At 65.8% G+C, this 23,692-nt stretch carries 23 protein-coding genes; 17 read left to right on the forward strand and 6 right to left on the reverse strand.

The window, feature by feature from the left end:
• The 6 genes from VIQ49_RS00730 to VIQ49_RS00755 all read left to right on the forward strand — a co-directional run.
• Positions 1 to 1,281 (forward strand): cytochrome c oxidase subunit I (locus tag VIQ49_RS00730; RefSeq protein ID WP_331879900.1); only part of this gene is annotated, 1,281 nt, incomplete at its 5' end.
• Position 1,282: 1 nt separating this feature from the next.
• Positions 1,283 to 2,539, forward strand: a complete 1,257-nt coding sequence (gene serB, locus VIQ49_RS00735) for a phosphoserine phosphatase SerB (RefSeq protein WP_331879902.1) — start codon at positions 1,283 to 1,285, stop codon at positions 2,537 to 2,539.
• 2 nt (positions 2,540 to 2,541) lie between these two features.
• Positions 2,542 to 3,384 carry an aminoacyl-tRNA hydrolase gene (locus tag VIQ49_RS00740; RefSeq protein ID WP_331879904.1) on the forward strand — a complete coding sequence of 281 codons (843 nt, stop codon included), beginning with the start codon at positions 2,542 to 2,544 and terminating at the stop codon, positions 3,382 to 3,384.
• A 38-nt stretch (positions 3,385 to 3,422) separates the two neighbouring features.
• Entirely contained in the window at positions 3,423 to 3,887 is a 465-nt protein-coding gene (locus tag VIQ49_RS00745; protein ID WP_331879905.1) for a cupin domain-containing protein, read from the forward strand.
• A gap of 70 nt (positions 3,888 to 3,957) precedes the next feature.
• The gene (locus tag VIQ49_RS00750) at positions 3,958 to 4,788 is read left to right on the forward strand and encodes an ABC transporter ATP-binding protein (protein WP_331879906.1); all 831 of its coding nucleotides are present in this window, start codon (positions 3,958 to 3,960) and stop codon (positions 4,786 to 4,788) included.
• A complete protein-coding gene (locus VIQ49_RS00755) occupies positions 4,785 to 5,600 on the forward strand; it encodes an NUDIX hydrolase (protein WP_331879908.1) in 816 nt (271 codons plus the stop codon). The genes VIQ49_RS00750 and VIQ49_RS00755 overlap by 4 nt, the downstream gene beginning before the upstream one ends.
• 53 nt (positions 5,601 to 5,653) lie before the next feature.
• On the opposite strand, the gene ligD is transcribed toward VIQ49_RS00755, so the two are convergent.
• Positions 5,654 to 6,619 (reverse strand): non-homologous end-joining DNA ligase, encoded by a 966-nt coding sequence (ligD, locus tag VIQ49_RS00760; protein ID WP_331879909.1) that lies wholly within the window; start codon positions 6,617 to 6,619, stop codon positions 5,654 to 5,656.
• 46 nt (positions 6,620 to 6,665) lie between these two features.
• On the opposite strand from ligD, the gene VIQ49_RS00765 reads away from it, so the two are divergent.
• Both VIQ49_RS00765 and VIQ49_RS00770 read left to right on the forward strand, forming a co-directional pair.
• Complete coding sequence (locus tag VIQ49_RS00765) at positions 6,666 to 7,454, forward strand: enoyl-CoA hydratase/isomerase family protein (RefSeq protein ID WP_331879910.1); 789 nt, start codon at positions 6,666 to 6,668, stop codon at positions 7,452 to 7,454.
• A 31-nt stretch (positions 7,455 to 7,485) separates the two neighbouring features.
• Positions 7,486 to 8,451, forward strand: coding sequence for a class I SAM-dependent methyltransferase (locus VIQ49_RS00770; protein WP_331879912.1), 966 nt, complete (start codon positions 7,486 to 7,488; stop codon positions 8,449 to 8,451).
• Positions 8,452 to 8,520: 69 nt separating this feature from the next.
• Here VIQ49_RS00770 and VIQ49_RS00775 read toward each other — a convergent pair whose 3' ends face one another.
• The gene (locus VIQ49_RS00775) at positions 8,521 to 9,258 is read right to left on the reverse strand and encodes an HNH endonuclease family protein (RefSeq protein ID WP_331879914.1); all 738 of its coding nucleotides are present in this window, start codon (positions 9,256 to 9,258) and stop codon (positions 8,521 to 8,523) included.
• Between the two features lie 36 nt (positions 9,259 to 9,294).
• Here VIQ49_RS00775 and VIQ49_RS00780 point away from each other — a divergent pair, with 36 nt between their 5' ends.
• On the forward strand, positions 9,295 to 10,521 hold the full coding sequence (locus tag VIQ49_RS00780) for a class I SAM-dependent methyltransferase (protein WP_331879915.1): 1,227 nt from the start codon (positions 9,295 to 9,297) through the stop codon (positions 10,519 to 10,521).
• Positions 10,522 to 10,608: 87 nt separating this feature from the next.
• On the opposite strand, the gene VIQ49_RS00785 is transcribed toward VIQ49_RS00780, so the two are convergent.
• Entirely contained in the window at positions 10,609 to 11,958 is a 1,350-nt protein-coding gene (locus VIQ49_RS00785) for a PQQ-binding-like beta-propeller repeat protein (RefSeq protein ID WP_331879917.1), read from the reverse strand.
• 96 nt (positions 11,959 to 12,054) lie between these two features.
• Between VIQ49_RS00785 and VIQ49_RS00790 the strand changes: the two genes are divergently transcribed.
• Complete coding sequence (locus tag VIQ49_RS00790) at positions 12,055 to 12,810, forward strand: acyltransferase (RefSeq protein ID WP_331879919.1); 756 nt, start codon at positions 12,055 to 12,057, stop codon at positions 12,808 to 12,810.
• A gap of 5 nt (positions 12,811 to 12,815) precedes the next feature.
• Here the strand turns inward: VIQ49_RS00790 and VIQ49_RS00795 are convergent, their stop codons facing one another.
• The 3 genes from VIQ49_RS00795 to VIQ49_RS00805 are packed head-to-tail and all read right to left on the reverse strand — an operon-like array spanning position 12,816 to position 16,520.
• Positions 12,816 to 14,108 carry a glycosyltransferase family 4 protein gene (locus tag VIQ49_RS00795; RefSeq protein ID WP_331879920.1) on the reverse strand — a complete coding sequence of 431 codons (1,293 nt, stop codon included), beginning with the start codon at positions 14,106 to 14,108 and terminating at the stop codon, positions 12,816 to 12,818.
• A gap of 31 nt (positions 14,109 to 14,139) precedes the next feature.
• Entirely contained in the window at positions 14,140 to 15,675 is a 1,536-nt protein-coding gene (locus VIQ49_RS00800; RefSeq protein WP_331879931.1) for a glycoside hydrolase family 57 protein, read from the reverse strand.
• 41 nt (positions 15,676 to 15,716) lie between these two features.
• A complete protein-coding gene (locus VIQ49_RS00805) occupies positions 15,717 to 16,520 on the reverse strand; it encodes a class I SAM-dependent methyltransferase (protein WP_414731547.1) in 804 nt (267 codons plus the stop codon).
• A 226-nt stretch (positions 16,521 to 16,746) separates the two neighbouring features.
• Between VIQ49_RS00805 and VIQ49_RS00810 the strand changes: the two genes are divergently transcribed.
• From VIQ49_RS00810 to VIQ49_RS00840, 7 genes are all read left to right on the forward strand, one after another.
• Positions 16,747 to 17,532 (forward strand): electron transfer flavoprotein subunit beta/FixA family protein, encoded by a 786-nt coding sequence (locus VIQ49_RS00810; protein WP_331879922.1) that lies wholly within the window; start codon positions 16,747 to 16,749, stop codon positions 17,530 to 17,532.
• Between the two features lie 51 nt (positions 17,533 to 17,583).
• Entirely contained in the window at positions 17,584 to 18,540 is a 957-nt protein-coding gene (locus VIQ49_RS00815; protein WP_331879924.1) for an electron transfer flavoprotein subunit alpha/FixB family protein, read from the forward strand.
• A gap of 141 nt (positions 18,541 to 18,681) precedes the next feature.
• Positions 18,682 to 19,491 carry a GNAT family N-acetyltransferase gene (locus VIQ49_RS00820; RefSeq protein ID WP_331879926.1) on the forward strand — a complete coding sequence of 270 codons (810 nt, stop codon included), beginning with the start codon at positions 18,682 to 18,684 and terminating at the stop codon, positions 19,489 to 19,491.
• On the forward strand, positions 19,488 to 20,351 hold the full coding sequence (locus VIQ49_RS00825) for a lysophospholipid acyltransferase family protein (protein WP_331879927.1): 864 nt from the start codon (positions 19,488 to 19,490) through the stop codon (positions 20,349 to 20,351). The genes VIQ49_RS00820 and VIQ49_RS00825 overlap by 4 nt, the downstream gene beginning before the upstream one ends.
• A 61-nt stretch (positions 20,352 to 20,412) precedes the next feature.
• Complete coding sequence (locus VIQ49_RS00830; protein WP_331879928.1) at positions 20,413 to 21,624, forward strand: cysteine desulfurase family protein; 1,212 nt, start codon at positions 20,413 to 20,415, stop codon at positions 21,622 to 21,624.
• A complete protein-coding gene (gene mnmA, locus VIQ49_RS00835) occupies positions 21,624 to 22,763 on the forward strand; it encodes a tRNA 2-thiouridine(34) synthase MnmA (protein WP_331879929.1) in 1,140 nt (379 codons plus the stop codon). The genes VIQ49_RS00830 and mnmA overlap by 1 nt, the downstream gene beginning before the upstream one ends.
• Positions 22,760 to 23,692 (forward strand): vitamin-B12 independent methionine synthase (locus VIQ49_RS00840; protein WP_331879930.1); only part of this gene is annotated, 933 nt, incomplete at its 3' end. The genes mnmA and VIQ49_RS00840, both read left to right, overlap by 4 nt.

Here is a 23,692-nt window from a genome sequence, read left to right on the forward strand (position 1 = left end):
CCCGGCGCCGGCGCCGACCTCTGGATTCTCGGACTCGGTGTGTCCGGTCTGGGCACCATCCTCGGTGCGGTCAACATGATCACCACCGTCGTCTGCCTCCGTGCACCGGGTATGACCATGTTCCGCATGCCGATTTTCACCTGGAACATCCTGGTCACCAGCGTGCTGATCCTGCTGGCCTTCCCGCTGCTGACCGCGGCACTGATGGGCTTGGAAGTCGATCGCCAGTTCGGTGCCAACCTCTACGACCCCGCGAACGGGGGAGTGATCCTGTGGCAGCACCTGTTCTGGTTCTTCGGGCATCCCGAGGTCTACATCATCGCGCTACCGTTCTTCGGCATCGTCTCGGAGATCTTCCCGGTCTTCAGCCGCAAACCGATCTTCGGTTACAGCGGCCTGGTCTACGCGACGCTGGCCATCGCCGCGCTGTCCGTCGCGGTGTGGGCGCACCACATGTATGCGACCGGCGCGGTGTTGTTGCCGTTCTTCTCGTTCATGACATTCCTCATCGCTGTGCCAACCGGTGTGAAGTTCTTCAACTGGATAGGCACGATGTGGAAGGGTCATATGACCTTCGAGACGCCGATGCTGTTCTCGGTCGGCTTCATCATCACGTTCCTGTTCGGTGGCCTGACCGGCGTCATCCTGGCGAGTCCGCCGCTCGACTTCCATCTCTCGGACAGCTACTTCGTGGTGGCGCACTTCCATTACGTGCTCTTCGGCACCATCGTGTTCGCGACGTATGCCGGGATCTACTTCTGGTTCCCGAAGATGACCGGCCGGCTCCTCGACGAGGGGCTGGGCAAGTGGCATTTCTGGTTGACGTTCATCGGGTTTCACATGACGTTCCTCGTCCAGCACTGGCTGGGTAACGAGGGGATGCCGCGCCGCTACGCCGACTACCTCAGTACGGATGGATTCACCGCCCTGAACGGGGTGTCGACTGCGGGTGCGTTCATCCTCGGTGCCTCGACGCTGCCGTTCCTGTGGAACGTCTTCCGCAGCTACCGCTACGGCGAGGTGGTGACCGTCGACGACCCGTGGGGCTTCGGCAACTCACTCGAATGGGCCACCAGCTGCCCGCCGCCGCGGCACAACTTCACCGAGCTTCCGCGCATCAGGTCGGAGCGGCCTGCGTTCGAGTTGCACTACCCGCATATGGTTGGACGTATGCGCGACGAAGCACACGTGGGTCACATCAGTGAGAAGGCCGAAGACAAGAAGCACCAGCCGCTCGAGGTTGGTAGCCACGAATCCTCTACAGAATCCGATCAGAACTGACGTGACCAGCAACATCAATCCCGCCGGCGGTGCCGCGGGAGCAGGAACCACTGTCCTCATCACCGTCACCGGGCACGATAAACCAGGTGTGACCTCCGTGCTCTTCGGGGCATTGTCGACCCGTCAGGTCAGCATCCTGGACGTCGAGCAGGTGGTCATCCGGGGTCGTCTGACCCTCGGCGTTCTGGTGAAGTGCTTCGGCGACAGCGAGGAACTCCAGGAAGTCATCGAACAGGCGATGGATTCGGTGGGCATCGACGTCACCGTCGAGGTCGGCGCCGACAACGGGACCCGACGGCTCTCGACGCACGCGGTGGTTGTTCTCGGAAGCCCGGTCAGTGCAAAGGGATTCAGCGCACTTGCCGGAGAGCTGGCTCGCCAGGGTGGCAACATCGACTCGATTCGGGGCATCGCCGACTATCCGGTCACCGGCCTCGAGCTGTTGATCAGCGTTGATCGGGACAGCGTCGCCGCCGATGCCGCGCTCCGCAAGGGACTCGCCGTGGTCGCGAGCAGTCACGGTATCGACGTGGCCGTCGAACGCGGGGGCCTGGCCCGGCGCGCCAAGCGACTCATCGTCTTCGACGTCGACTCGACCCTGATCCAGGGTGAGGTCATCGAGATGCTGGCCGCACGCGCCGGACGTGAGGCCGAGGTCGCTGCTGTGACCGAAGCCGCGATGCGCGGCGAATTGGACTTCGCCGAGTCGTTGCACGAGCGGGTCAAGGCGCTCGAAGGCCTGGACGTGTCGGTGCTCGACGAGGTCGCGAACGAACTGGAGCTGACGCCCGGAGCGCGCACCACCATCAGGACACTGCACCGGATGGGTTACCACTGCGGCGTGGTGTCCGGTGGATTCCGTCAGGTCATCGAACCGCTGGCGCACGAACTCGAACTGGACTTCGTGAAGGCGAACACCCTGGAGATCGGCCCGGACAACAAGCTCACCGGCCGGGTGATCGGTGAGATCGTCGACCGGCCCGGAAAGGCCACCGCGCTGCGCGCGTTTGCCGACAGCGTGGGGGTCCCCATGGAACAGACGATCGCCGTCGGTGACGGGGCCAACGACATCGACATGCTGACCGTCGCGGGTCTGGGTATCGCGTTCAACGCCAAGCCGGCGCTGCAGGAAGTTGCCGACGCGGCGCTGTCGCATCCTTTCCTGGATGCGGTGCTGTTCATCCTCGGTGTTACGCGCGATGAGATCGAGGCGGCCGACGCCGTCGACGGTGTCCTGCGTCGCGTGCCCCTCACCTGACGATGGAATCCGAGCCGGCGGAGGAGCAGACGACGTTCCATAGCCCTGACACGTTTGATGGCCCGGAAGCAGTCGATAGTCCGGAAGCCTTCGGGCAGCGGTATCGGCGGCTGGTCGGATACGTTGGCGGACACAGTGATCCGGACGATCCCGGCCAGGTGCTGGCGATGCAGATGGTCTTGCACATCTCGAAGGCGGATCCGCCGGACCGGACCGAACTGCTCACCGCAGCCGCGTCGGCTGTCGCGCTGCTCTGCCTGGACGCGCGCAGTGGGCCGGGTGGGCCGTGGGGACCTGCGATGGACAACTGGTGTGATGCCCGGATCCGGAAGATCGCCCGCAGGGCTCGCGGTGCGCATTGGGATGCGGCCCAGGACGTTCCGGGGATCACCGCACACTGTGGATCGGCGCAGGCCAGGGCGATCGTGCCGGGTCCGGTGAGTCAGACCGATCGCCGGATCGCTCGCCTCCAGATCGGTGGCACCGACGTTGAACACAGCGGTGGCACCGAAGTCGATGACAGTGCTGACAACGGGGCCGCGCATGTCGACGGCGTGGTGGCCGCGGTCCATCCGACGCTGTGGGTCAACCCGAACCTGGAGATGTCGGTCGGGAAGCTGGCGGCGCAGGTCGGTCACGCGTCGATGCTCGCGGTGAAATTGATGGACCAGGGCCAAGCGGCACAATGGTTCTCTGACCGATGCCCGGTCATCGTTCGGACAGCGACCGGGTCGAGGTGGGAAGACCTGCTGTCCGCCGATGCCGCCGGTACCGCGGTGGCCGTCCGTGACGCGGGGTTCACCGAGATCGCCCCGGGTTCGGTGACGGTGATCAGCGCGCTCTGAGGTCGGTCCTGAGATACGGAGGGCGCTAGGCTCGCACCATGACACAGCTTCCGGATTGGGCCGTCGACTTGGACTTGAAGCCTCACCCGGAGGGCGGCTTCTACCGTCAGACCTGGATCAGTGATCTCACCCTTCCCAAATCAGTGCTCCCGCAGGGCTATCCTGCCGACCGGGCCGGTGGCACCGCGATCCTGTTCCTGCTCATGCCCGGACAACAATCGGCGTGGCATACCGTGCGCGGATCCGAGATCTGGCTGCATCACCGCGGCGCCCCGGTGGCGCTGGGGCTGGGTGGTCAGGGCAGCGGACCGGCCGATGAGCGAACGGTGTACGTGGGTTCGGATGTGCTCGCCGGTCAGCAACCCCAGTACGTCGTCGCCCCGGGCGAATGGCAACGCGCGTCCCCGCACGGAGACGAAGCGGCACTGGTCAGCTGTATTGTTGTGCCCGGCTTCGACTTTGCCGATTTCGCGATGGTCGGACCCGGCTCCGGCCCGAACTGATCTTCGGTTCGTTTCCCGACACTCATACCTGCGCACCCTGTGAGCGGTCGGCGTGCGGCACGATAGGGGGGTGCGTGAAACGGATCCAGACCTGCTGATCGACTTCGAAGATGTGACGCTGCGGCGTGAGGGCAACAACCTCGTCGGGCCCATCACCTGGAAGGTGGAACTCGACGAACGGTGGGTGATCCTCGGACCCAACGGCGCGGGCAAGACCTCGCTGATGCGGATGGCGTCCGCCGAGACCCATCCGACCAGCGGAAGTGCGTTTCTGCTGGGAGAGCCGATCGGCCGGACCGAGGTGCGTGAGCTGACCGCGCGGATCGGCGTGACGTCGGCGTTGCTCGCCGATCGCATCCCCGGCGACGAGTTGGTCAGTGATCTGGTGGTCTCTGCCGGTTACGCGGTCCTGGGTCGCTGGAAAGAGGTCTACGACCAGGTCGATCGTGATCAGGCGTTGGAGATGCTCGAGTCCATGGGCGCCGAGCATCTGGCGGATCGGGCGTTCGGCACGCTCTCGGAAGGCGAGCGCAAGCGTGTACTCGTGGCGCGGGCGCTGATGATCAACCCCGAACTGCTGCTGCTCGACGAGCCGGCGGCCGGTCTGGACCTCGGTGCTCGTGAGGAACTGGTGGGACGTCTGGAGGTGCTGGCGGCCGACGCCGACGCGCCGGCAACCGTTCTGGTGACACATCACGTGGAGGAGATCCCGGACGGATTCACTCACGCGATGCTGTTGAAAGAGGGCGTGGTGGTGACACAGGGACTGCTGGAAGACGCTCTGACATCGGCGAGCCTGTCCGAGGCGTTCAGTCAGTCGATCGTGCTGAACAAGTCAGGTGGGCGGTACTTCGCCCGTCGATCGCGCCGGGCCGGCGGCCACCGGAGGCGTGCCGAATGAGTCGATTCACGTTTGCGGAGGATCCGGAATCGGTCCCGATTCGCGACGCGGCGACCGTCGTGCTGATCCGCGAGAGTGCGCAGCCGGACACCCCGATCGACGTGTTCCTGATGCGCCGGGTGAAGGCAATGGACTTCGCGGGCGGTGTGACCGCCTTTCCCGGTGGCGGCGTCGACCCGCGTGATGCCGAGGCCGACCTCGCCTGGGTCGGTCCGGATGAGGACTGGTGGGCCGCGCAGTTCCACACCGATGCGGCAACCGCTCAGGCGCTGGTGTGTGCGGTGGTCCGGGAGTTGTTCGAGGAGTGCGGGGTTCTGCTGGCCGCCGATGCGGACGGGACGTTCCCCGACACGTCGGCACTGACCGCCGAACGTGCGGCGCTGGTCGACAAATCGCTGTCGTTTGCCCAGTTCCTGCGCGACCACGGTCTGCTGTTGCGCGCTGACCTGCTGCGTCCGATGGCGCACTGGATCACCCCGTTGGGTGAACGTCGTCGTTACGACACCCGGTTCTTCCTGGCGGTCCTTCCGGAGGGGCAGACCGCCGATGGTGAGAACACCGAGGCCTCCGAGAGTGGCTGGGCCACACCCCAGGCCGCAGTCGAGGATTGGGAGGCCGGCAACACCTTGCTGTTGCCCCCGACCTGGGCGCAGCTTCGCGACCTGACCGAATGCGGCTGTGTCGACGAGGCACTGGCCCGCGAGCGCCACATCGAGGCCATCCTGCCCACCCTCGTGTCGTCCGGCGAACACGTCCGGATCGTGTTCGACGAAGAGAACACCTACGGAATCGAACGCACGTACCTGAAGTGACCTGACCGCATCGATGCCGCCGTCGAGTGGATCGACAGCGGTGGGTGACCGGGTCAGTCGGGGGCGGGTGTGGGTTCGGCGCCCTCGCGTTCGTCGCGGTCGGCCCACTCCAGCAACGTGTCCAATCGGTATGCCTTGTCATCGATCTCGGCGTGCAGATCGCCGAGGTCGGCGAACCGCGCGGGCACCGTGGCGATGGTGAACTCCCGGGGTTCGACGTCGTCGATCTCGTCCCACCTGATCGGTGTGGAGACCGTTGCCTCGGGATTGCCCCGGACTGAATACGCGCTGGCGATCGTGTGGTCGCGGGTGTTCTGGTTGTAGTCGACGAAGACGGTTGTCGGGTCCCGGTCTTTGCGCCACCACGTGGTGGTCACCTCGGACGGGGCGCGACGCTCGACTTCGCGGGCGAAGGCGTGCGCGGCCCGGCGGACATCGGCAAAACCCCACTCGGGTTCGATCCGGACGTAGATGTGCAGTCCCGAACCTCCGGATGTCTTGGGAAAGCCGCGGATACCGAGCTCATCGAGCACCTCGTGTGCAACATGGGCACTGCGGCGGACCCGGTCGAATGAACAGTCCGGCATCGGATCGAGATCGATCCGCCACTCGTCGGGCTTCTCGGTGTCGAAGCGGCGTGAGTTCCACGGGTGGAACTCGACCGTCGACATCTGGACGGCCCAGATGACACTGCCGAGTTCGGTGACGCACACCTCGTCGGCGGTCCTGCCGAAGCGGGGGAAGTAGATGTTGACGGTTTCGAGCCAGTCCGGCGCGCCCGCGGGAATCCGTTTCTGATGGACTTTCTGGCCGGTGACGCCCTTGGGGAACCGGTGCAGCATCGTGGGTCGGTCTCGCAATGCGCGGACGATCCCGTCGCCCACCGATCGGTAGTAGTGGACGAGGTCGAGTTTTGTCTCGCCGCGGGCCGGAAAGTACACGCGCTCTGGACTCGAGACGCGGACGAGGCGCTCGCCGACCTTGACCTCGACCGGCTCGCCGTGCGAGCTTGTTGCCATTACCCGACAGTAGGGTATCGAGCGTGGACCCGGTAGCCTGCCAGGCATGCCTGAGTTCGTATCGTTGCAGACCTCTGAGGACTTTCCCGGGGTCGGAACCATCCTCCTGAATCGCCCGCCGATGAACGCTCTGAGCCGCCAGGTCCAGACCGAATTGGCCGAAGCCGCCCGTGAGGCGACACTGCGCGACGACATCAAATCCGTGGTTCTCTATGGCGGCCCCAAGGTTCTCGCGGCCGGCGCCGACATCAAAGAGATGAACGACATGGATTATGCCGAGATGCGTAAGGTCGCCGGCCGGCTCCAGCGCGACATCGGCTCGATCTCGACGATCCCCAAGCCCACGGTGGCGGCCATCACCGGCTACGCCCTCGGTGGCGGACTCGAAGTGGTGCTCGGCGCCGATCGCCGTATCGCGGGTGACAACGCCAAGCTCGGTGTGCCCGAGGTCCTGCTCGGCCTGATCCCGGGCGGCGGTGGCACTCAGCGTCTCGCGCGTCTGATCGGACCGGCCAAGGCCAAGGACCTCGTCTTCACCGGGCGTTTCGTCGGTGCCGCCGAAGCCCTTCAGATCGGTCTCGTTGATGAGGTTGTCGCGCCTGATGAGGTGTACAACACCGCGCTCAAGTGGGCCTCGCAGTTCACCGGTGCCGCCGGTGTTGCGATCGCTGCCGCCAAGGCTGCCATCGACGAGGGCCTGGACACCGACCTGACCACCGGCCTGAAGATCGAGGAGCACGTCTTCGCCGCATTGTTTGCCACCGAAGACCGCAAGATCGGAATGGCCTCGTTCATCGAGAACGGTCCAGGCAAAGCAAAGTTCGTCGGCAAATAGTCACCTCGATGCGAAAGTGGTTGTAGAACATATGACTTCGTCTCCCAATGATCCCGCACCCAATCCGCACGCCAGCGCGGACGAGGTGGCTGCAGCACTGCAGGACAGCAAGCTCGCCCAGGTGCTCTACCACGACTGGGAAGCGGAGTCCTACGACGACAAGTGGTCGATCAGCTATGACGAGCGTTGCATCGACTACGCCCGGGGCCGTTTCGACGCGGTCGCCGGCGACGAGCCGCTGCCGTACGAGCGGGCTCTCGAATTGGGTTGCGGCACCGGGTTCTTCCTGCTGAATCTGATGCAGGGCGGCATCGCGAAGAAGGGGTCGGTCACCGACCTCTCTCCGGGCATGGTCAAGGTCGCGCTGCGCAACGCCGAGCACCTGGGTTTGGACGTCGACGGCCGGGTGGCCGATGCCGAGACCATCCCGTACGACGACAACACCTTCGATCTTGTGGTCGGTCACGCTGTGCTGCACCACATCCCGGATGTCGAGAAGTCACTCCGGGAGGTCATCCGGGTACTCAAGCCGGGTGGACGATTCATCTTCGCCGGTGAACCGTCGACCATCGGTGATTTCTACGCGCGGTGGTTGTCGCGGGCGACCTGGGCCGCGACCACCACGGTCACCAAGTTCGGACCGCTGCAGAGCTGGCGCCGACCGCAGGCAGAGCTCGACGAGTCGTCGCGGGCGGCGGCACTCGAAGCGGTCGTGGACATCCACACGTTCGATCCGAGCGACCTCGAGGAGATGTCGAGGTCTGCCGGTGCGGTGAACGTGGAGACGGCCACCGAGGAGTTCGCGGCGGCGATGCTCGGCTGGCCGGTCCGCACCTTCGAGGCGGCTGTTCCTCCGGAGAAGTTGGGCTGGGGCTGGGCGCGTTTCGCATTCGGCGGCTGGAAGCGCCTCACCTGGGTGGACGAGAACATCCTGCGGAAAGTGGTCCCGCCGAAGTTCTTCTACAACGTGATCATCACCGGCACCAAGCCCCGGTAACCCCCGAAATTGGTGGGTTTTGGCGAGCAAACCCGCAGGTCGGGCTCGCCAAACCCCACCACTTCCGGGTCAGCAGGTGGCGAGGAGGTCTGCCATGGCACGTTTTTCAGACTCTGTGACCCAGATTTCGTAGCGGGCCTTCACCTCGATCTGGCGGGCGACGTACGTGCAGCGGTAGGCCTTGTTCGGTGGTAGCCAGGTGGCGGCATCGCCGTTGCCCTTCTGCTGGTTCGTCGGACCGTCCGTGGCCTGCAAGTTGATCGGATCGTTGGCAAAATCGGTTCGTTTGAGCACATCCCACTGCGCGGCACCTTTCTGCCAGGCATCCGACATCGCCACAACATGATCGATCTGGACTGCGGGAGAGGTCTTTTCGCCCCGGACGAAGTCGATCTTCTTGCCCGAGTAGGGATCGTTGAGCACGCCGGTGAGCACCACGCAGTCGCGCGTCCCCGGTTTGTAGGTGCTGGCCGTCAGGTCGCGGCGCAGGATGTCGTTGCGGGTGTCGCACCCGTTGTGGCCGGATTCGACGTTCACGTCGTCGGTCCAGGACTGCCCGAATTCGTCACGGGAGTAGCCGGTCTTCGGTGCCCGGCCCTTGACGACGAGGGTCTCCAATCGGGTACGGGCGGCGTCGAAACCACCTGATACCGGAGCGCCGGGTTCTGGCGGGGTGGAGAGCTGCGCAGTGGCCGATGGCGGGGCTGATACGACGGTGGCGTCGGGTATTTCCGTGCAGGCGACTCCCCCGGCAAGGGCCGCGATCACAACTGCGAGGATGCCCGCGCCCCCAGACCTGCTACTCACGTTCTCCTCGTATTCGACATCGATACAGTTATACCCGTGGGCTACGACTTATCGATCGACGATGTTGCGTATCTGCGATCCGATGCCGGACGCGAGGCCCTGGCGTTCGCTGATTCGCTTGCGCTGCAACCGGACACGATGCTCGGCGACATCGAGAAGCTCGCGAACCGGTATTCGCCGCACCAGGCCGCGCTGGTCGAGACCGTGACCAGCCGGCGCAAGGCGGTGGGCAAACTGCGCGATCCCGAACGACTGCTGCTGAGCGCCGATGCCTTGCAGCAGGCGACCGCCTATCCGGTGGCCGAGCATCGAGCGGCCGAACTCGCTGCCCGCTACCCGGGGGCCACGGTCCACGACGTCACCTGCTCCATCGGCGCCGACCTCGCCGCGCTGGCGCGATCCGGTGGCCTCGGTGATGTCATCGGCAGCGACCTCGACGACGTGCGCCTGGCGATGGCGCAGCACAATGTGCCCGGAGCGACCGTGTATCGGGCAGATGCCCTCATGCCGAGCAGTGATGCCGACGTCTTCATCGCCGATCCCGCCCGTCGCAGCGGTGGTCGCCGGACCTTTCGGATGGAGGACACTGCGCCGCCGCTGCTCGATGTACTCGATGTCTATGCCGGCAGGCCACTGGTGATGAAATCGGCACCGGGCCTCGACTACACCCTCCTGCGTGAGCGTCACGGATTCACCGGTGAGGTGCAGGTGGTGTCGCTCGACGGGGGTGTGCGCGAAGCCTGCCTGTGGACCGACCCGACGCCCGGCGTCCAGCGCCGCGCGACCGTGATCCGATGGCGTCGTCGCGGAGACGAAGCCGAAGGCGGAGCTCGACCATTCAGCACATTTGAGATCACCGATGCCGCCGACGACAGTGCGGGTGTGGGCGACGTCGGCACCTGGATCATGGATCCCGATGGTGCGGTGGTTCGTGCAGGTCTGGTGCGGCACTACGCCAAAGCCCACGGCCTGTGGCAGCTCGATCCGCAGATCGCGTACCTCAGCGGCGAGAACCTGCCGGCCGGGGAGCGGGGATGGCGGGTGCTGGAGCAGTTGGCCTACGCGGAGAAGCAACTCAAACGGCGATTGGCCGAACTCGATTGCGGCGCAGTGGAGATCCTCGTCCGCGGAATCGACGTCGATCCCGATGCGTTGCGGAAACGGCTGAAGCTCAAGGGCTCACAGTCGATGGCGGTGGTGATCACCCGCATCGGCCGACGCGGGGTCATGTTCGTCTGCGAGGCCGGGGTCCGTCGCACATAACAACAAACGCTCCACTTGTTCGAAGACGAGCCACTTGCAAGTGGAGCGTCTTCGTACAAGTGGAGCGTTTGCGGATCCGGGGTGGGATCAGTTCTTGGGGGAGTCGTAGAAGTAGACCTCGCCGAGATGGGTGGCCACGGCCACCTGTCCCGACGCGGACACGGCGACGCCCGTGGTGAATCCGAGTGCGCCCGGCATCTCCAGCGTGCGTTTGGTGGTACCGTCGCCGGAATCGAGTTCGGTCAGGGTGAGATTGTCCTCGCCGGGCTCACGAACCACGGTCCATGCGGTCCCGGAATTGGTCAGAGTCGCCAGGCTGACGGACCGCAGATCGGTGCGTTCCCACACCGGAACGGCTTTGTCGCCTTCGTCGCGGAATGCTCGTACCGGTGAGCCGAGCAGGCCGGTCGGGATGAACAGGCCATCGGGCGCCACCGTCATCGTCGCGAAACCGAAATCGCCGACGGAGTAATCCCATTTGCGTTCACCGGTTTCGGCGTCCAGTGCGTAGATACTGCCGAGACGATTGAACACGTACAGCGTCTTGCGGTCGATGGACAGCGTCGGCGGGCCGATGACGCCACCGGGGATGTCGGCGCTCCAGGCGTCCCGGATCGAGCGACTGCCGTCTTGCTTGCCATAGTCGAAGGCGCGGACGCCGGAAGCGATCTCGCCCTGCGGCCAGTAGTTGAGGTAGAAACGCTCGCGGTTGTCATCCACCGCGGGCGGCGCCTGCACCGGGCACGCGGGCCCGCCGGTCACGCAGTCACCGAGTCCCTCGAGTGGTTTTGTCGGATCGACACCGGGCCGCAATGCGATCCCCGGCGCCTGCAGCTTGCCGGTCTGTGAATCGAACAGCAGGATCTGCCCGAGATGGCTGACCATCAGAACTGATCCGGGGCCGGCGAACTTGGCCGACACCGGGACACCCACGACGCCGAAACTCCACCGGGTGTCGCCGCCGCCGTTGAGGCCGATGAACGTACCCGCCTGGCCGATGTAACCGTTCTCGTACTGATCGACCAGCATCGAGTTCAGCGCGACACCGTCACCGAGGTACTTGCAGAAGTTCTTGCGTCCGGCGCGCGGGTCGAATTGGAAGGTGTTGCATCCGCCGCCGGTGGTGGCGGTGACGCTGACATTCGACCGTCCGGAGATCGTGAGGGGAGCGCTGATCTCTCCACCGACCGGCCGCGACCACGACAACGTCAGGTCGCTGCGCACCTCGGGGTAGGCGAAGTTGGAGTTCTGAGCGTTGCCGCCGTAACTCGACCAACCCGCGCTCGACACCGACCGGACATCGTCGACACCATCGGAACACGAGCTCAGTAGTACGGCCAGTATCGGCACCAACGTCGCCACCGCCCGGACGGCCACCCGACGACGCCCGGACCGGACGGTCGAGCTCCGCTTCGCTGCGTCTCCCGTGCTCCTCATCGTGACTCTTGCGTCCCTTCGCCTTGATCGGGCCTGAGCCTATCGCGCGCGACCCGCGCCCCCGGGTATCGGCGTCCCCCGTTAGTCTTCGTAGCCATGACGAGCATGTGGAATGCGCCACTGCGTCGCCGGTGGCGGGCAGGTCTGCGCGGGGAGCAGGGGCAGGCCCGATTCCTCACCCGGGATTCGCTGCGCTGGGTGCTGCAGAACAAGGCGTACACCCCCTGGTACCTCGTCCGCTACTTCCGGTTGTTCCGGTTCCGGTTGGCCAATCCGCACATCATCCTGCGGGGCATGGTGTTCCTCGGAAAGAACGTGGAGATCCACTCCACACCCGAGCTCGCGCGGATGGAGATCGGTCGCTGGGTGCACATCGGCGACGGCAACTCGATCCGGTGCCATGAGGGCTCGATGCGGATCGGCGACAAGGTCGTCTTCGGACAGAACAATGTTGTGAACGCGTACGTCGACATCGAGATCGGTGCCTCGACCCTGATCGCGGACTGGTGTTACATATGCGACTTCGACCACCGGATGGACGACATCACCGTGGCGATCAAAGACCAAGGCATCGTGAAGGGCCCGGTCCGGGTCGGTCCGGACACATGGATCGCGACCAAGGTTTCCGTGCTGCGCAACACGATCGTCGGACGTGGCTGTGTCCTGGGCGCGCACGCCGTGGTGAAGGGCAGCATCCCGGACTTCTCCATCGCGGTCGGGTCACCGGCCCGAGTGGTCAAGAATCGCAAAGACGATTGGGCGTCCAACGCGCAAGAGCGCGCCGAACTCGAGCGCGCCCTGGCCGACATCGAACGTAAGAAGGCCGCGGCGCAAGCAGCCCGCAAACAGTAGCCGGATCAGCCGGCGGGCAGTTCGACAACGACCGGCACCGCCGGGTCGCGGTCGGGCAGTGGGCGTTCGACGATGTCGGGCCGTCCCATGGGGCGGCGGATGCGTCGTTTGGCTCCGAGATAGACACCGGCGGTCCGTTCGGCGACCTGATTCCAGGCAAAGCCGTCGGTGACCCGGGCTCGGGCTGCGATGGCGCGCTGCTGCGCGGCATCTCGATCGCCGAGGACTCCGCGGATCGCCGCGGTCAGGCCGGTCACGTCTCCGGGTGCAAAACTCAGTCCGGTCACGCCATCGGTGACGGCTTCGCCGAGTCCACCGGCGGTGGAGGTCACCAGCGGGATGCCGGTCGCGGCGGCCTCGAGGGCGACCAACCCGAACGGTTCGTAGCGGCTGGGCAGCACGATCGCGTCGCAGGTGTGCATCAGTGATGTCAGTTCGGCGCGGTCGACACTGCCGACCCACCGGATCGCCCGTGTCACACGGTGTTTCCGGGCGACTTCCTGGAGCCAGTCGAGTTGGGTGCCTTCTCCGGCGACGGTGAGGGTGGTGCCGGGGTACGTGCGACGGACGCGGGCCAGCGCGGCGATCGCGTCCTGTACGCCCTTTTCGTATTCGAGGCGGCCGGCGTAGAGCAGATCCGGCGGCCCGGTTTGCGGAGTGCGCCGCGCGAACGGCCACGTCTCGACGTCGATGCCGTTGTTGATGGTGTGGATCTCCGCGAGTTCCGGACCGAACAGCCGGTTCACCTCGTCGTGCATCGACCGAGAGCAGGCGATCAAGGCGTCGGATTCGGCGGCGAGCCACCATTCGACGGAGTGCACCTGGCGGTTCACGCGCCCGCTGACCCATCCGCTGTGGCGCCCGGCCTCGGTGGCGTGGATGGTGCTGACCAATGGCACGTCGAAGTGTTCGGCCAATGCGATCGCCGGGTGGGCGACCAGCCAGTCGTGGGCATGGACCACGTCGGGAATCCACGGGCCCTGGGCGGCAAGGTTTTTCGAATCACCCAGTCTGAGGCCGGCGCGGAGCATGGAATGTCCCATCGCGAGGGTCCAGGCCATCATGTCTTCGCCGAACACAAAATGTGGTGGGTCCTCGGCGGCGGCGATCACACGAACGCCCTCGTTTTCGGCATCGGTGCCCGGATGTGTCAGCCCGTCACTGCCACCGGGTTGCCGCGACAACACCACCACGTCGTGCCCCTCGCGTGAGAGTTCGACGGCCAGGTGGTGCACATGTCGGCCGAGTCCGCCGACCACCACCGGCGGGTACTCCCACGACACGATCAGAACCTTCATAATGCCCCCGCCATCCGTATTTCGTTCGAACTCACAGTGATTCCCGCCCCGTAAGATTCAGTCGCCGGGCATCAAGTCCGGGGAACAGGTTGTCCGCCCGACGCCACTGGCCGGCCAGTTGTGCCGCAACCGATTCCCGCCCCCGATCGGCGGCATCGCAGATCTCCCTCGTCGCATGGGCGTGGGTGTAGAGGCGATTGCGCGCGTAGTCGGCCGCGGTCTCCTTCGACACCATGAAGGGCCAGTCCGACGACAGGGTCATCAGTGTCTCGCGCAGGATCTGATCGCTGACCGGGTCGCGCATGGATTGCTGATCACGGCGCTTCTGGACCGTTGCCAGCGCTGCGGACACCACCTCGGCATTGATCCGGACCAGATCCTCGACGACGGGACCGTTCCACACCCGCCAGTCCTTACCCGAACCCCAGGACGATTCGCTCAACTCCACCCGATCGCCGACGTAGCCCTCGTCGCGGGCGGTGTGAAGTGTTCCCACGGTGATGCCGGCTTCGGGCAAGGCGCGCAACACCGCCTCGAGCCACTGCGGACCTTCGTGCCACCAGTGCCCGAACAATTCGGTGTCGAATGCGGCGACCACATGGGCCGGTCGTCCGATGCGTTCGCTCTCCCGGATCAGTCGTTTCCGGACGGTGCTGACGAAGTCGTCGACGTGACCTTGCAGCGCGGCCCGGGCGCGCGCCGGTTCGTATGGCTTCTTGTCCGCGCCGGCGACGGTACGTCCGGTGACACGGGCCGGTTTGAGCCCGAATTGATGGTCGTAGGTATGGAAGTCGCGGTAGGCGCTGTTGCCGGGGTAGCCGGATTTGGGCGACCACACCCGGTACGAGACCTGCAGGTCCCGGCCGAAGGCAACCACGTCGCTGTCGCCGACGGTGCGGCCGAGGCTGCTGTCGCCGTGCAGTGCCGGTCCGTCGACCATGAAGTGCCGCACTCCGGCGGCCTGGTAGCCCGATTCCATCCCCGGGGCATACGCGCATTCCGGCGCCCAGATCCCCTGCGGGCGAGTGCTGAACCGCTGCTCGGCGTCGTACAGGCCTTCGCGGAGCGAGAAGTCGCGCAGGCGGGGATCGAGGAGGGGCGCGAACGGGTGGGCGAGTGGTCCGCCCAGCAACTCGATGGTGCCCGCGTCGACCATCGACCGGATCAAGGCCGATCCGCCATGGCGCCAATGGGTTTCGAAGTCGCTCAATGCGGCTGCAGCACTGCGATATTCGCGGGTTCCGAGTTCGTTGATCGACGACGTCGGGCGGGCTGCGCTGCCGGTGTCGGTGCGGCTGATGGCAGCCTCGGCGCCGCGGAGTTGCCAATCGGCGAGCCACTCGTACATCGACGTCAGGCAGTGCGGATCGTCTAGCTGTGCGGCCAGAACCGGTGTGATGCCCAGTGTCAGCTGGTCGGTGAAGCCGTCGGCGGCCAATCGGCGCAGCGCCGCGAACACGGGCTGATAGGACGCGGCCCAGGATTGATACAGCCATTCCTCGCCGACCGGCCAGCGGCCGTGATTCGCCAGCCAGGGCAGATGTGAATGCAGCACCAGGCTGAACATGCCCGGTGCCGGAGTCGCGTTGGCGCTCAGGGTATTACGGGTCAAGGCTTCACCGCTGCGAACAACAGGTCGAGGCTCGCGTCGAGATCGTTGCCGGTGATGAGAAAGTCGGCAGTCCGGACTCCGGCGACGTCGTCGGTCAGTTCCGCCGGCCACGGCTGCCCGGACAGCGCGCGCTCGATCTGGGCGTCGATGAACGACCCGCCCCACTTCTTGTCGAGGGCTTGCATCCCGGCGCCGTGAAAGACCCCGAGCGCTTCGGTGACCGTGAAGCCGGCATCCTCGAGCAGCTCACGCAGCTCGGCGGGATTGAGTTCCCGGGTATGGAACGGATTGAGCGGGGTGTCGCGACCGGGCGAGAACGTGATCCGGTTGGGTGTCGAGATGAGCAGTTCACCCCCGCTGCGCAGTACGCGTAGGCATTCGGCGATGAAGGCGGGCTGATCCCACAGATGTTCGATGACCTGAAAGTTCACCACCATGTCGACTGATTCGTCGGCGAGTGGCAGGTCGATCAGGTTGGCCTGATGAATGGTCAGCCGGGGATAGCGCGCGAGGGTGTGTTCGACGGCGGACAGGTCGTAGTCGACACAGGTCACTGCGGTGGCCACCGTCGAGATGAGATCAGCTCCGTAGCCCTCGCCGGATCCGGCCTCGAGTACATCTTTGCCGCTGCAGCGCTCCAGGACGTACTCGTAGGCCACCTCGTGGCGGCGGAACCAGTAGTTCTCCTCGGCGATGCCGGGAACGGTTCGTTCGCCGGTCAGGGCCAGCGTGGGCGGCACGGAATCACCCATGTCAGGTTGGGTGATGGTGTCCTGTGATCCACGTGTGCGGTTGGCCATTTAGGGGAGCCTAGTGGTCGCGGAGTCGGAGCTGAAGAGCGACTTGGAATCGGAGTTCAGATCTTCGCCGCGGAGAGTTCTCCTCTACCGGAATGTGACGGAGGTCATTGTGACGAGAATCGGGTGGTAGACCTGGGCTTAGTGCGCGCTAAGGTGGTACAGAACCAGGAGTACTTACCGACGGGTAAGTTGTCCAGAACCCTACGCAGGAGGTCGACGTAGACCCATGACGAATATTGTCGTACTGATCAAGCAGGTCCCTGACACCTACTCCGAGCGCAAGCTCAGCGACGGTGACTACACCCTCGACCGCGAGGCCGCCGACGCCGTACTCGACGAGATCAACGAGAAGGCCGTTGAAGAGGCCCTGCAGATCAAGGAAGCAGCCGGCGGCGAAGTAACCGTGCTGGCCGCAGGCCCCGCCCGGACCACCGACGCGATCCGTAAGGCTCTGTCGATGGGCGCCGACAAGGCGATCCACATCCTCGATGATGCGATGCACGGCAGCGATGCCATCCAGACCTCGTGGGTTCTCGCTCGCGCGCTCGGCACCGTCGAAGGCGTCGAGCTGGTCATCGCCGGCAACGAGGCCACCGACGGCCGCGTCGGCGCTGTGCCCGCGATCATCGCCGAGTACCTCGAACTGCCGCACCTGACCCACCTGCGCAAGCTGACCGTCGACGGCGACAAGCTGACCGGTGAGCGCGAGACCGACGACGGCATCTTCCACCTGGAGTCGTCACTTCCGGCGATCGTCAGCGTCGGCGAGAAGATCAACGAACCCCGCTTCCCGTCCTTCAAGGGCATCATGGCAGCGAAGAAGAAAGAGGTTCAGGTTCTCTCGCTCGCAGACATCGGCGTGGAACCCGAAGAAGTCGGCCTGGCCAACGCCGGTTCGACGGTCACCACCTCGACCCCGAAGCCTGCGAAGACCGCCGGCGAAAAGGTCGTCGATGAGGGTGACGGCGGCACGAAGGTCGCCGAGTACCTGGTCGGCCAGAAGATCATCTGATCTCGCCGCCCACCCCCACCACATCGACCACCATCCAAGGAGTAAATAGCCATGGCTGAAGTACTTGTCCTCGCTGAGCTGGACGCCGAAGGTGCCCTGAAGAAGGTCACCTCTGAGCTCATCACCGCTGCCCGCGCACTGGGCAGCCCGTCAGTGGTTGTCGCCGGCAAGCCCGGCACCGCCGACGGCATCATCGACGGCCTCAAAGAAGCCGGTGCCGAGAAGATCTACGTCGCAGAATCCGACGCGGTCGACGGCTACCTGGTCACCCCCAAGGTCGACATCCTGGGCACCCTCGTCGAGCAGGCCGCTCCGGCCGGCATCATCGTGGCCGCCACGGTCGACGGCAAGGAGATCGCCGGACGCCTGGCAGCACGGCTCGGTTCGGGCGTGCTCGCCGATGTCGTCGACGTGAAAGAGGGCGGCATCGGCGTCCACTCGATCTTCGGTGGCGCGTTCACCGTCGAGGCCCAGGCCGGCGGCGACGTCCCCGTGTTCTCCGTCCGCCCCGGTGGCGTGGAGGCTGCCCCGGCAGCCGGCGCCGGTGAGCGGGTCGACATCGAGGTGCCCGAGCTGCCCGACAACGCCGTCAAGATCACCAAGATCGAGCCCAACGTCGGTGGCGATCGTCCCGAGCTGACCGAGGCCAGCATCGTGGTCTCCGGTGGCCGTGGCGTCGGCAGTGCCGAGAAGTTCTCCGTCGTCGAAGAACTCGCCGATTCGCTGGGTGCCGCTGTCGGCGCCTCGCGTGCGGCCGTCGACTCCGGCTACTACCCAGGACAGTTCCAGGTCGGTCAGACCGGCAAGACCGTGTCGCCCCAGCTCTACGTGGCACTGGGCATTTCCGGTGCCATCCAGCACCGTGCCGGCATGCAGACCTCGAAGACCATCGTCGCTGTCAACAAGGACGAAGAGGCACCCATCTTCGAGATCGCCGACTTCGGCATCGTCGGCGACCTGTTCAATGTCGCCCCGCAGCTGACCGAGGCCATCAAGGCTCGTAAGTGAGCGCCTAGCTCCACCGCTTCGCACAGCAGATCGGCCCTCCACCCCTCACGGGTGGGGGGTCGTTTGCTGTTCACCCACTTTGCACCGACACCTAACGTGTTCGCTGCCGCCCGATTGGGTGCGGTCCGTACACCTATGCCCATGAGGACACATGCCGCATCGCGCGACACCGCACTCGTTTCCGGCCCCACCTACAGCCTGTATCTGAGCAACGACCGAGGCGACATCGACACCATCGGGCGGCTGCGCTATCGCGTCTTCGCCGACGAACCCGGATTCACCGCGCCCGAATCGTCCCGGGCCGACCACTGCGACACCGATCGTTTCGACGAATACTGCGATCACCTGGTGGTCCGGCACAACCACAGCGGAGAGGTCGTCGGCAGCTACCGTTTGTTGCCGCCGCCGGGGGCGATCGCGGTCGGCGGACCTTATCTGACAACCGAATTCGACATCACCGAACTCGACGTGATCGCGCCGCAGACCGTCGAGATGGGACGGGCCTGCGTGGACTCGGAACACCGGTCCGGCGCGGTACTGGCGCTGATGTGGTCGGGGATCCTGGTCTATCTCGAACGCAACGGATACAACTACCTCATGGGCGCCACCTCGGTACCCATCTGCACCGACCCCGAGCGAGACCGGCCGGGCGCCCAGGCCCGCGGGATCCGCGACTTCGCGAGAGACCGGCACACCGGACCGTGGCAGGTGTTCCCCCATCGCCGGGTGGAACTCGACGGCAAGGGGCTCGATGACATCGACCCGCCGCAACGCCTGCAGTTGCCGCCGCTGCTGAGCGGGTACTTGCGGATGGGAGCGTTCATCTGCGGGGAGCCCGCGCACGATCCGGACTTCGGTGTCGCCGACTTCGTCACCGTGCTCGACGGTCAGCGCGCCAATCGCAGATATCTGGACCGACTGCGACAGGTGACGTCCGGGGAAGGGCGATGACCTCGGCCGGCGCGGTCGAACCGGTCCGGCACGGCTGGTTCCCGCACAGTGGCTGTGACGACAGTTGCGTGCGCGCGGGGAAGCAGCGCGCGGGACGGATCCGGCTGGTCCGGCGGATGGTCGCGCTGCCCCTCACCATCGGCTGGGTACTGGCGGTCGGTGCGGTCGTGACGGTGGCGCCCAGACGCGTTCGGACCGCGTATCTGCGGTTCGCGGCCCGGCGCCTGCTCGCCGCGCTCGGACTGAGACTGGACATCGATCGCCGGACCGACGGAAGCGGGGCGGGCGGTCTGATCGTCGCCAATCACATCTCGTTTCTCGACATCCTCGCGGTGGCCGCGGTCAGTCCGGCTCACTTCGTCGCGAAATCCGAGGTGATCGGCTGGCCCGTGATCGGGCTGGTCACCAGGAGCGTCGGCGTCATCGGCCTACGGCGCGAGTCCCTGCGGGGGTTGCCCGCCGCGGTCGACGCCGTCCGGGCCGATCTCGTCGCCGGTGACAGCGTGGGGGTGTTCCCCGAAGGAACCACCTGGTGTGGTCGGGGAGGGGGCCGGTTCCGGCCGGCGTTCTTCCAGGCCGCCATCGATGCGCAGGTGCCGGTGCGGCCCATGGTGGTGAGTTTCCACACATCAACTGGCGAAATCAGCACCGAACCCTGCTTCATCGGCGCCGACAGCATCGTGGACACCCTGCGGCGGGTGATGCTGGCCAAGGGATTGACCGTACGGGTGCAGCTCCGTGAGCTGCAGTTTTCCAGCGGAGATCGTCGCGAACTCGCCGACCGGTGCGAGCGGATCGTGTTCGGTGTGCCGAACCTGGTCGATCAATGCGGCACCGCGAGTGTGGCGCTGGCCGCCTGAACAGCCGTTGCTGCGACGGGGGAATTACCGAGGGTGGTGATGCGGTTATCCTTGGTTGGTTATGTTCTCCGCTGATCGCACGCCTATTTACCTCGACCACGCCGCGTCGACCTCGATGGTCCCCGCCGCCGTCGTGGCGATGAATGAGCTCTTGGGTATCGCGGGCAACGCATCGTCGCTGCACGGATCGGGCCGGCGGGCCCGTCGCCGCCTGGAGGAATCGCGGGAATCGATCGCGGCCTCGCTGGGCGCGCGGCCCTCTGAGGTGATCTTCACCGGTGGCGGCACCGAGAGCGACAACCTCGCGATCAAAGGCATGTTCTGGGCGCGCAACAAGCATCCGGAGACCCCGCGCAAGCGGATCGTCGCCTCTGCGATCGAACACCACGCCATCCTCGATCCGGTGCTGTGGCTCGCCGATTCCGCAGGCGCCGAGGTCACCTGGCTGCCGGTCGATGCCGATGGACTCGTCGATCCCGAGGTCCTGCGCGCCGAGCTGTCGGCGCACGCGGACGAGACTGCCCTGGTCAGTGTGATGTGGGCCAACAACGAGATCGGCGCCATCGAGCCCATCGCGGAGCTGGCCGCCGTCTGCCGCGAGTTCGCGGTGCCGATGCATTCTGACGCGATCCAGGCAGCCGGACATCTGCCGATCGACTTCGGTGCGAGCGGCCTGTCGGCGATGAGTATCACCGGCCACAAGTTCGGTGGTCCGCACGGAATCGGTGCGTTGCTGCTGCGCCGCGACGTCGACTGTGTGCCGCTGCTGCACGGCGGCGGGCATGAGCGTGACGTCCGGTCGGGCACCCCCGATGTCCCCGCCGCAGTGGGTATGGCTGTGGCGCTGGATGTTTCGGTGCGCGAGCTCGCCACCACGATCCCCGCGGTCACTGCGCTGCGCGACCGTCTGTTCGAGGTGCTCACCACATCGAGCGTCGGATGTGTCATCAACGGACCGATCGGACCGAACCGACTTCCCGGAAACGCACATGTCTCTTTCCCTGGCTGTGAAGGTGATTCGCTGCTGATGTTGCTCGACGCCAACGGTATTGAATGTTCCACGGGCTCGGCGTGCACCGCCGGCGTGGCACGTGCGAGTCACGTGCTGACGGCGATGGGTGTGTCGACCGCCGATGCCCGTAGTTCCCTGCGCTTTTCGCTCGCACCGACCACCACCGCCGACGAGATCGAGGCGGTGGGTGCGGTGATCGGTGAGGTTGTCGCCCGCGCCCGGACGGCCGGTATGGCCACTGCGATGGCGGGTGAGCGCTGATGCGGGTACTTGCTGCCATGAGCGGCGGTGTCGACTCGGCCGTGGCCGCGGCCCGTGCCGTCGAGGCCGGCCACGAGGTCGTCGGGGTGCATCTGGCGCTGTCGACCGCCCCCGGTGCGCTGCGTACGGGTTCGCGTGGTTGCTGCTCACGCGAGGACGCCGCCGACGCGCGTCGCGCTGCGGACGTCCTCGGGATCCCGTTCTACGTGTGGGACTTCGCCGACCGCTTCAAGGACGACGTCATCGACGAGTTCGTGGCCGCCTACGCCGCGGGCCAGACACCCAACCCCTGCTTGACCTGCAACGAGAAGATCAAGTTCTCCGCGCTGGCCGAGCGTGCGATCGCGCTGGGCTTCGATGCGGTGGCCACCGGCCACTACGCCCGGCTCGAGAACGGTGAGCTGCGCCGGGCCGTCGACGACGACAAGGACCAGTCGTACGTGTTGGCCGTGCTGACCGCAGATCAGTTGTCGCGGGCGATGTTCCCGGTCGGTGACACCCCGAAGGACCAGATCCGCGCCGAGGCCGCCGCGAAAGAGCTGTCCGTGGCCGACAAGCCGGACTCGCACGATATCTGCTTCATCCCCACCGGTGATACGCGGGCCTTCCTGGGCGCCACGATCGGGGTGCGGCCGGGCAAGGTCGTCGACGCCGATTCCGGTGCCGAACTCGCCGACCACGACGGTGTCCACGGATTCACGATCGGTCAGCGAAAGGGCCTCGGGATCGAGGCCCCGGCCACCGACGGCAAGCCTCGCTACGTCACCGAGATCGACCCGGATTCGGGCACGGTCACCGTCGGCTCCTCCGAGCATCTCCAGGTGTGGAGCATCACCGCCCACCGGGCGATCTGGACGTCCGGAACGACGCCGACCGAGCCCTTTGAGGCGATGGTCCAGGTGCGGGCGCATGGCGGCCTGGCCCCGGCCATGGTCGAGGCGATCGACGACGGCGTCGACGGAATCGAAGGCCCGGGTATCCGGATCCGGCTGCGGGCACCACTGACTGGTGTCGCCCGTGGTCAGGCCGCGGTTGTGTATCTGCCCGACGCGGCCAACGGCGATCTGGTGGTCGGCAGCGGACGCATCCTGGTGACCGGCTCGGTTCCCGGCGATCTGGTGAGCAGTTCCGGCGCGTGAGCGTTCTGCCGGTCGGATCAGGCACGGGGGTCGGCTCGATGCCGGGCACAGACCCGCGGGTTGCCGCCGAGATCAGTGTCGGTGAAACAGAATTCGCATTCCTCCCGGAGTTGCCCGCCCGTGGGCTGGGTGCCGACATGGTCGGCCGGGCGGCGGTGCTGCTGGTGGACATGCCGATGGACGTCGCGCCGTCGGGTTACCGGCTCTCGGGACGACCGTCCGGTCTGAGCCGGCGGGCCAAGGACTTCCTCGCCGCCGATCTCGACGCCTTCGAGGAAGCCTGGGAGCGCGCCGGTCTGGTCGGGACCGACCGCACCGTCAAAGTGCAGGCGTGCGGCCCGTTCACCCTGGCCGCATCAGTCGAACTGGGCGGCGGCCACAAGATTCTCCGCGATGAGGGGGCTTGGTCCGACCTGGTCGAATCGATGGCGGAAGGCTTGCGGGTGCATGCCTACGACGTCCAGAAACGGACCGGGTCAAAGGTTGTCGTCCAGGTGGACGAGCCGCTTATCGGCAGGGTGATCGAAGGATCGATCGAGCCGCTGACACGGTTCAACATCATCAATCCGATCCCGGTGCAAGTGGTCGCCGAACACTACGACAATTTCATGTCGGTGGTCGGTCGTCCGGTGATCCTGCACGACTGCTCATCGCAGGTGCAGTGGGACCTGCTGGCGCGGAGTCGATTTACTGCGGTCGGTGTCGATCTGGCCCAGATCCGGACGTCTGACCTCGACGGGATCGGGCAATTGCTCGACGAGGGCCGGGAAGTGGTCCTGGGCGCCGTACCGACCACCGCACCCGACAAAGAACTCGCTGCCGAACAGGTGGCCGCCCACTGTGCGGAGCTCACCGATCGAATCGGGTTGTCCCGCAAGGTACTGGCGGAACAGATCGTCATCAGTCCGGCCTGCGGTCTGGCGGGTGCG

The organism is Williamsia sp., assembly GCF_036566845.1.
GTDB lineage: Bacteria > Actinomycetota > Actinomycetes > Mycobacteriales > Mycobacteriaceae > Williamsia.

Bases quoted from the DNA above. Each gene is read 5' to 3' on its own strand.
- VIQ49_RS00740 (WP_331879904.1), top strand. From the start codon at position 2,542: ATGGAATCCGAGCCGGCGGAGGAGCAGACGACGTTCCATAGCCCTGAC.
- VIQ49_RS00745 (WP_331879905.1), top strand. From the start codon at position 3,423: ATGACACAGCTTCCGGATTGGGCCGTCGACTTGGACTTGAAGCCTCAC.
- VIQ49_RS00755 (WP_331879908.1), top strand. From the start codon at position 4,785: ATGAGTCGATTCACGTTTGCGGAGGATCCGGAATCGGTCCCGATTCGC.
- ligD (WP_331879909.1), bottom strand. From the start codon at position 6,619: ATGGCAACAAGCTCGCACGGCGAGCCGGTCGAGGTCAAGGTCGGCGAG.
- VIQ49_RS00765 (WP_331879910.1), top strand. From the start codon at position 6,666: ATGCCTGAGTTCGTATCGTTGCAGACCTCTGAGGACTTTCCCGGGGTC.
- VIQ49_RS00770 (WP_331879912.1), top strand. From the start codon at position 7,486: ATGACTTCGTCTCCCAATGATCCCGCACCCAATCCGCACGCCAGCGCG.
- VIQ49_RS00785 (WP_331879917.1), bottom strand. From the start codon at position 11,958: ATGAGGAGCACGGGAGACGCAGCGAAGCGGAGCTCGACCGTCCGGTCC.
- VIQ49_RS00790 (WP_331879919.1), top strand. From the start codon at position 12,055: ATGACGAGCATGTGGAATGCGCCACTGCGTCGCCGGTGGCGGGCAGGT.
- VIQ49_RS00795 (WP_331879920.1), bottom strand. From the start codon at position 14,108: ATGAAGGTTCTGATCGTGTCGTGGGAGTACCCGCCGGTGGTGGTCGGC.
- VIQ49_RS00800 (WP_331879931.1), bottom strand. From the start codon at position 15,675: ATGTTCAGCCTGGTGCTGCATTCACATCTGCCCTGGCTGGCGAATCAC.
- VIQ49_RS00805 (WP_414731547.1), bottom strand. From the start codon at position 16,520: ATGGCCAACCGCACACGTGGATCACAGGACACCATCACCCAACCTGAC.
- VIQ49_RS00810 (WP_331879922.1), top strand. From the start codon at position 16,747: ATGACGAATATTGTCGTACTGATCAAGCAGGTCCCTGACACCTACTCC.
- VIQ49_RS00815 (WP_331879924.1), top strand. From the start codon at position 17,584: ATGGCTGAAGTACTTGTCCTCGCTGAGCTGGACGCCGAAGGTGCCCTG.
- VIQ49_RS00820 (WP_331879926.1), top strand. From the start codon at position 18,682: ATGAGGACACATGCCGCATCGCGCGACACCGCACTCGTTTCCGGCCCC.
- VIQ49_RS00825 (WP_331879927.1), top strand. From the start codon at position 19,488: ATGACCTCGGCCGGCGCGGTCGAACCGGTCCGGCACGGCTGGTTCCCG.
- VIQ49_RS00830 (WP_331879928.1), top strand. From the start codon at position 20,413: ATGTTCTCCGCTGATCGCACGCCTATTTACCTCGACCACGCCGCGTCG.
- mnmA (WP_331879929.1), top strand. From the start codon at position 21,624: ATGCGGGTACTTGCTGCCATGAGCGGCGGTGTCGACTCGGCCGTGGCC.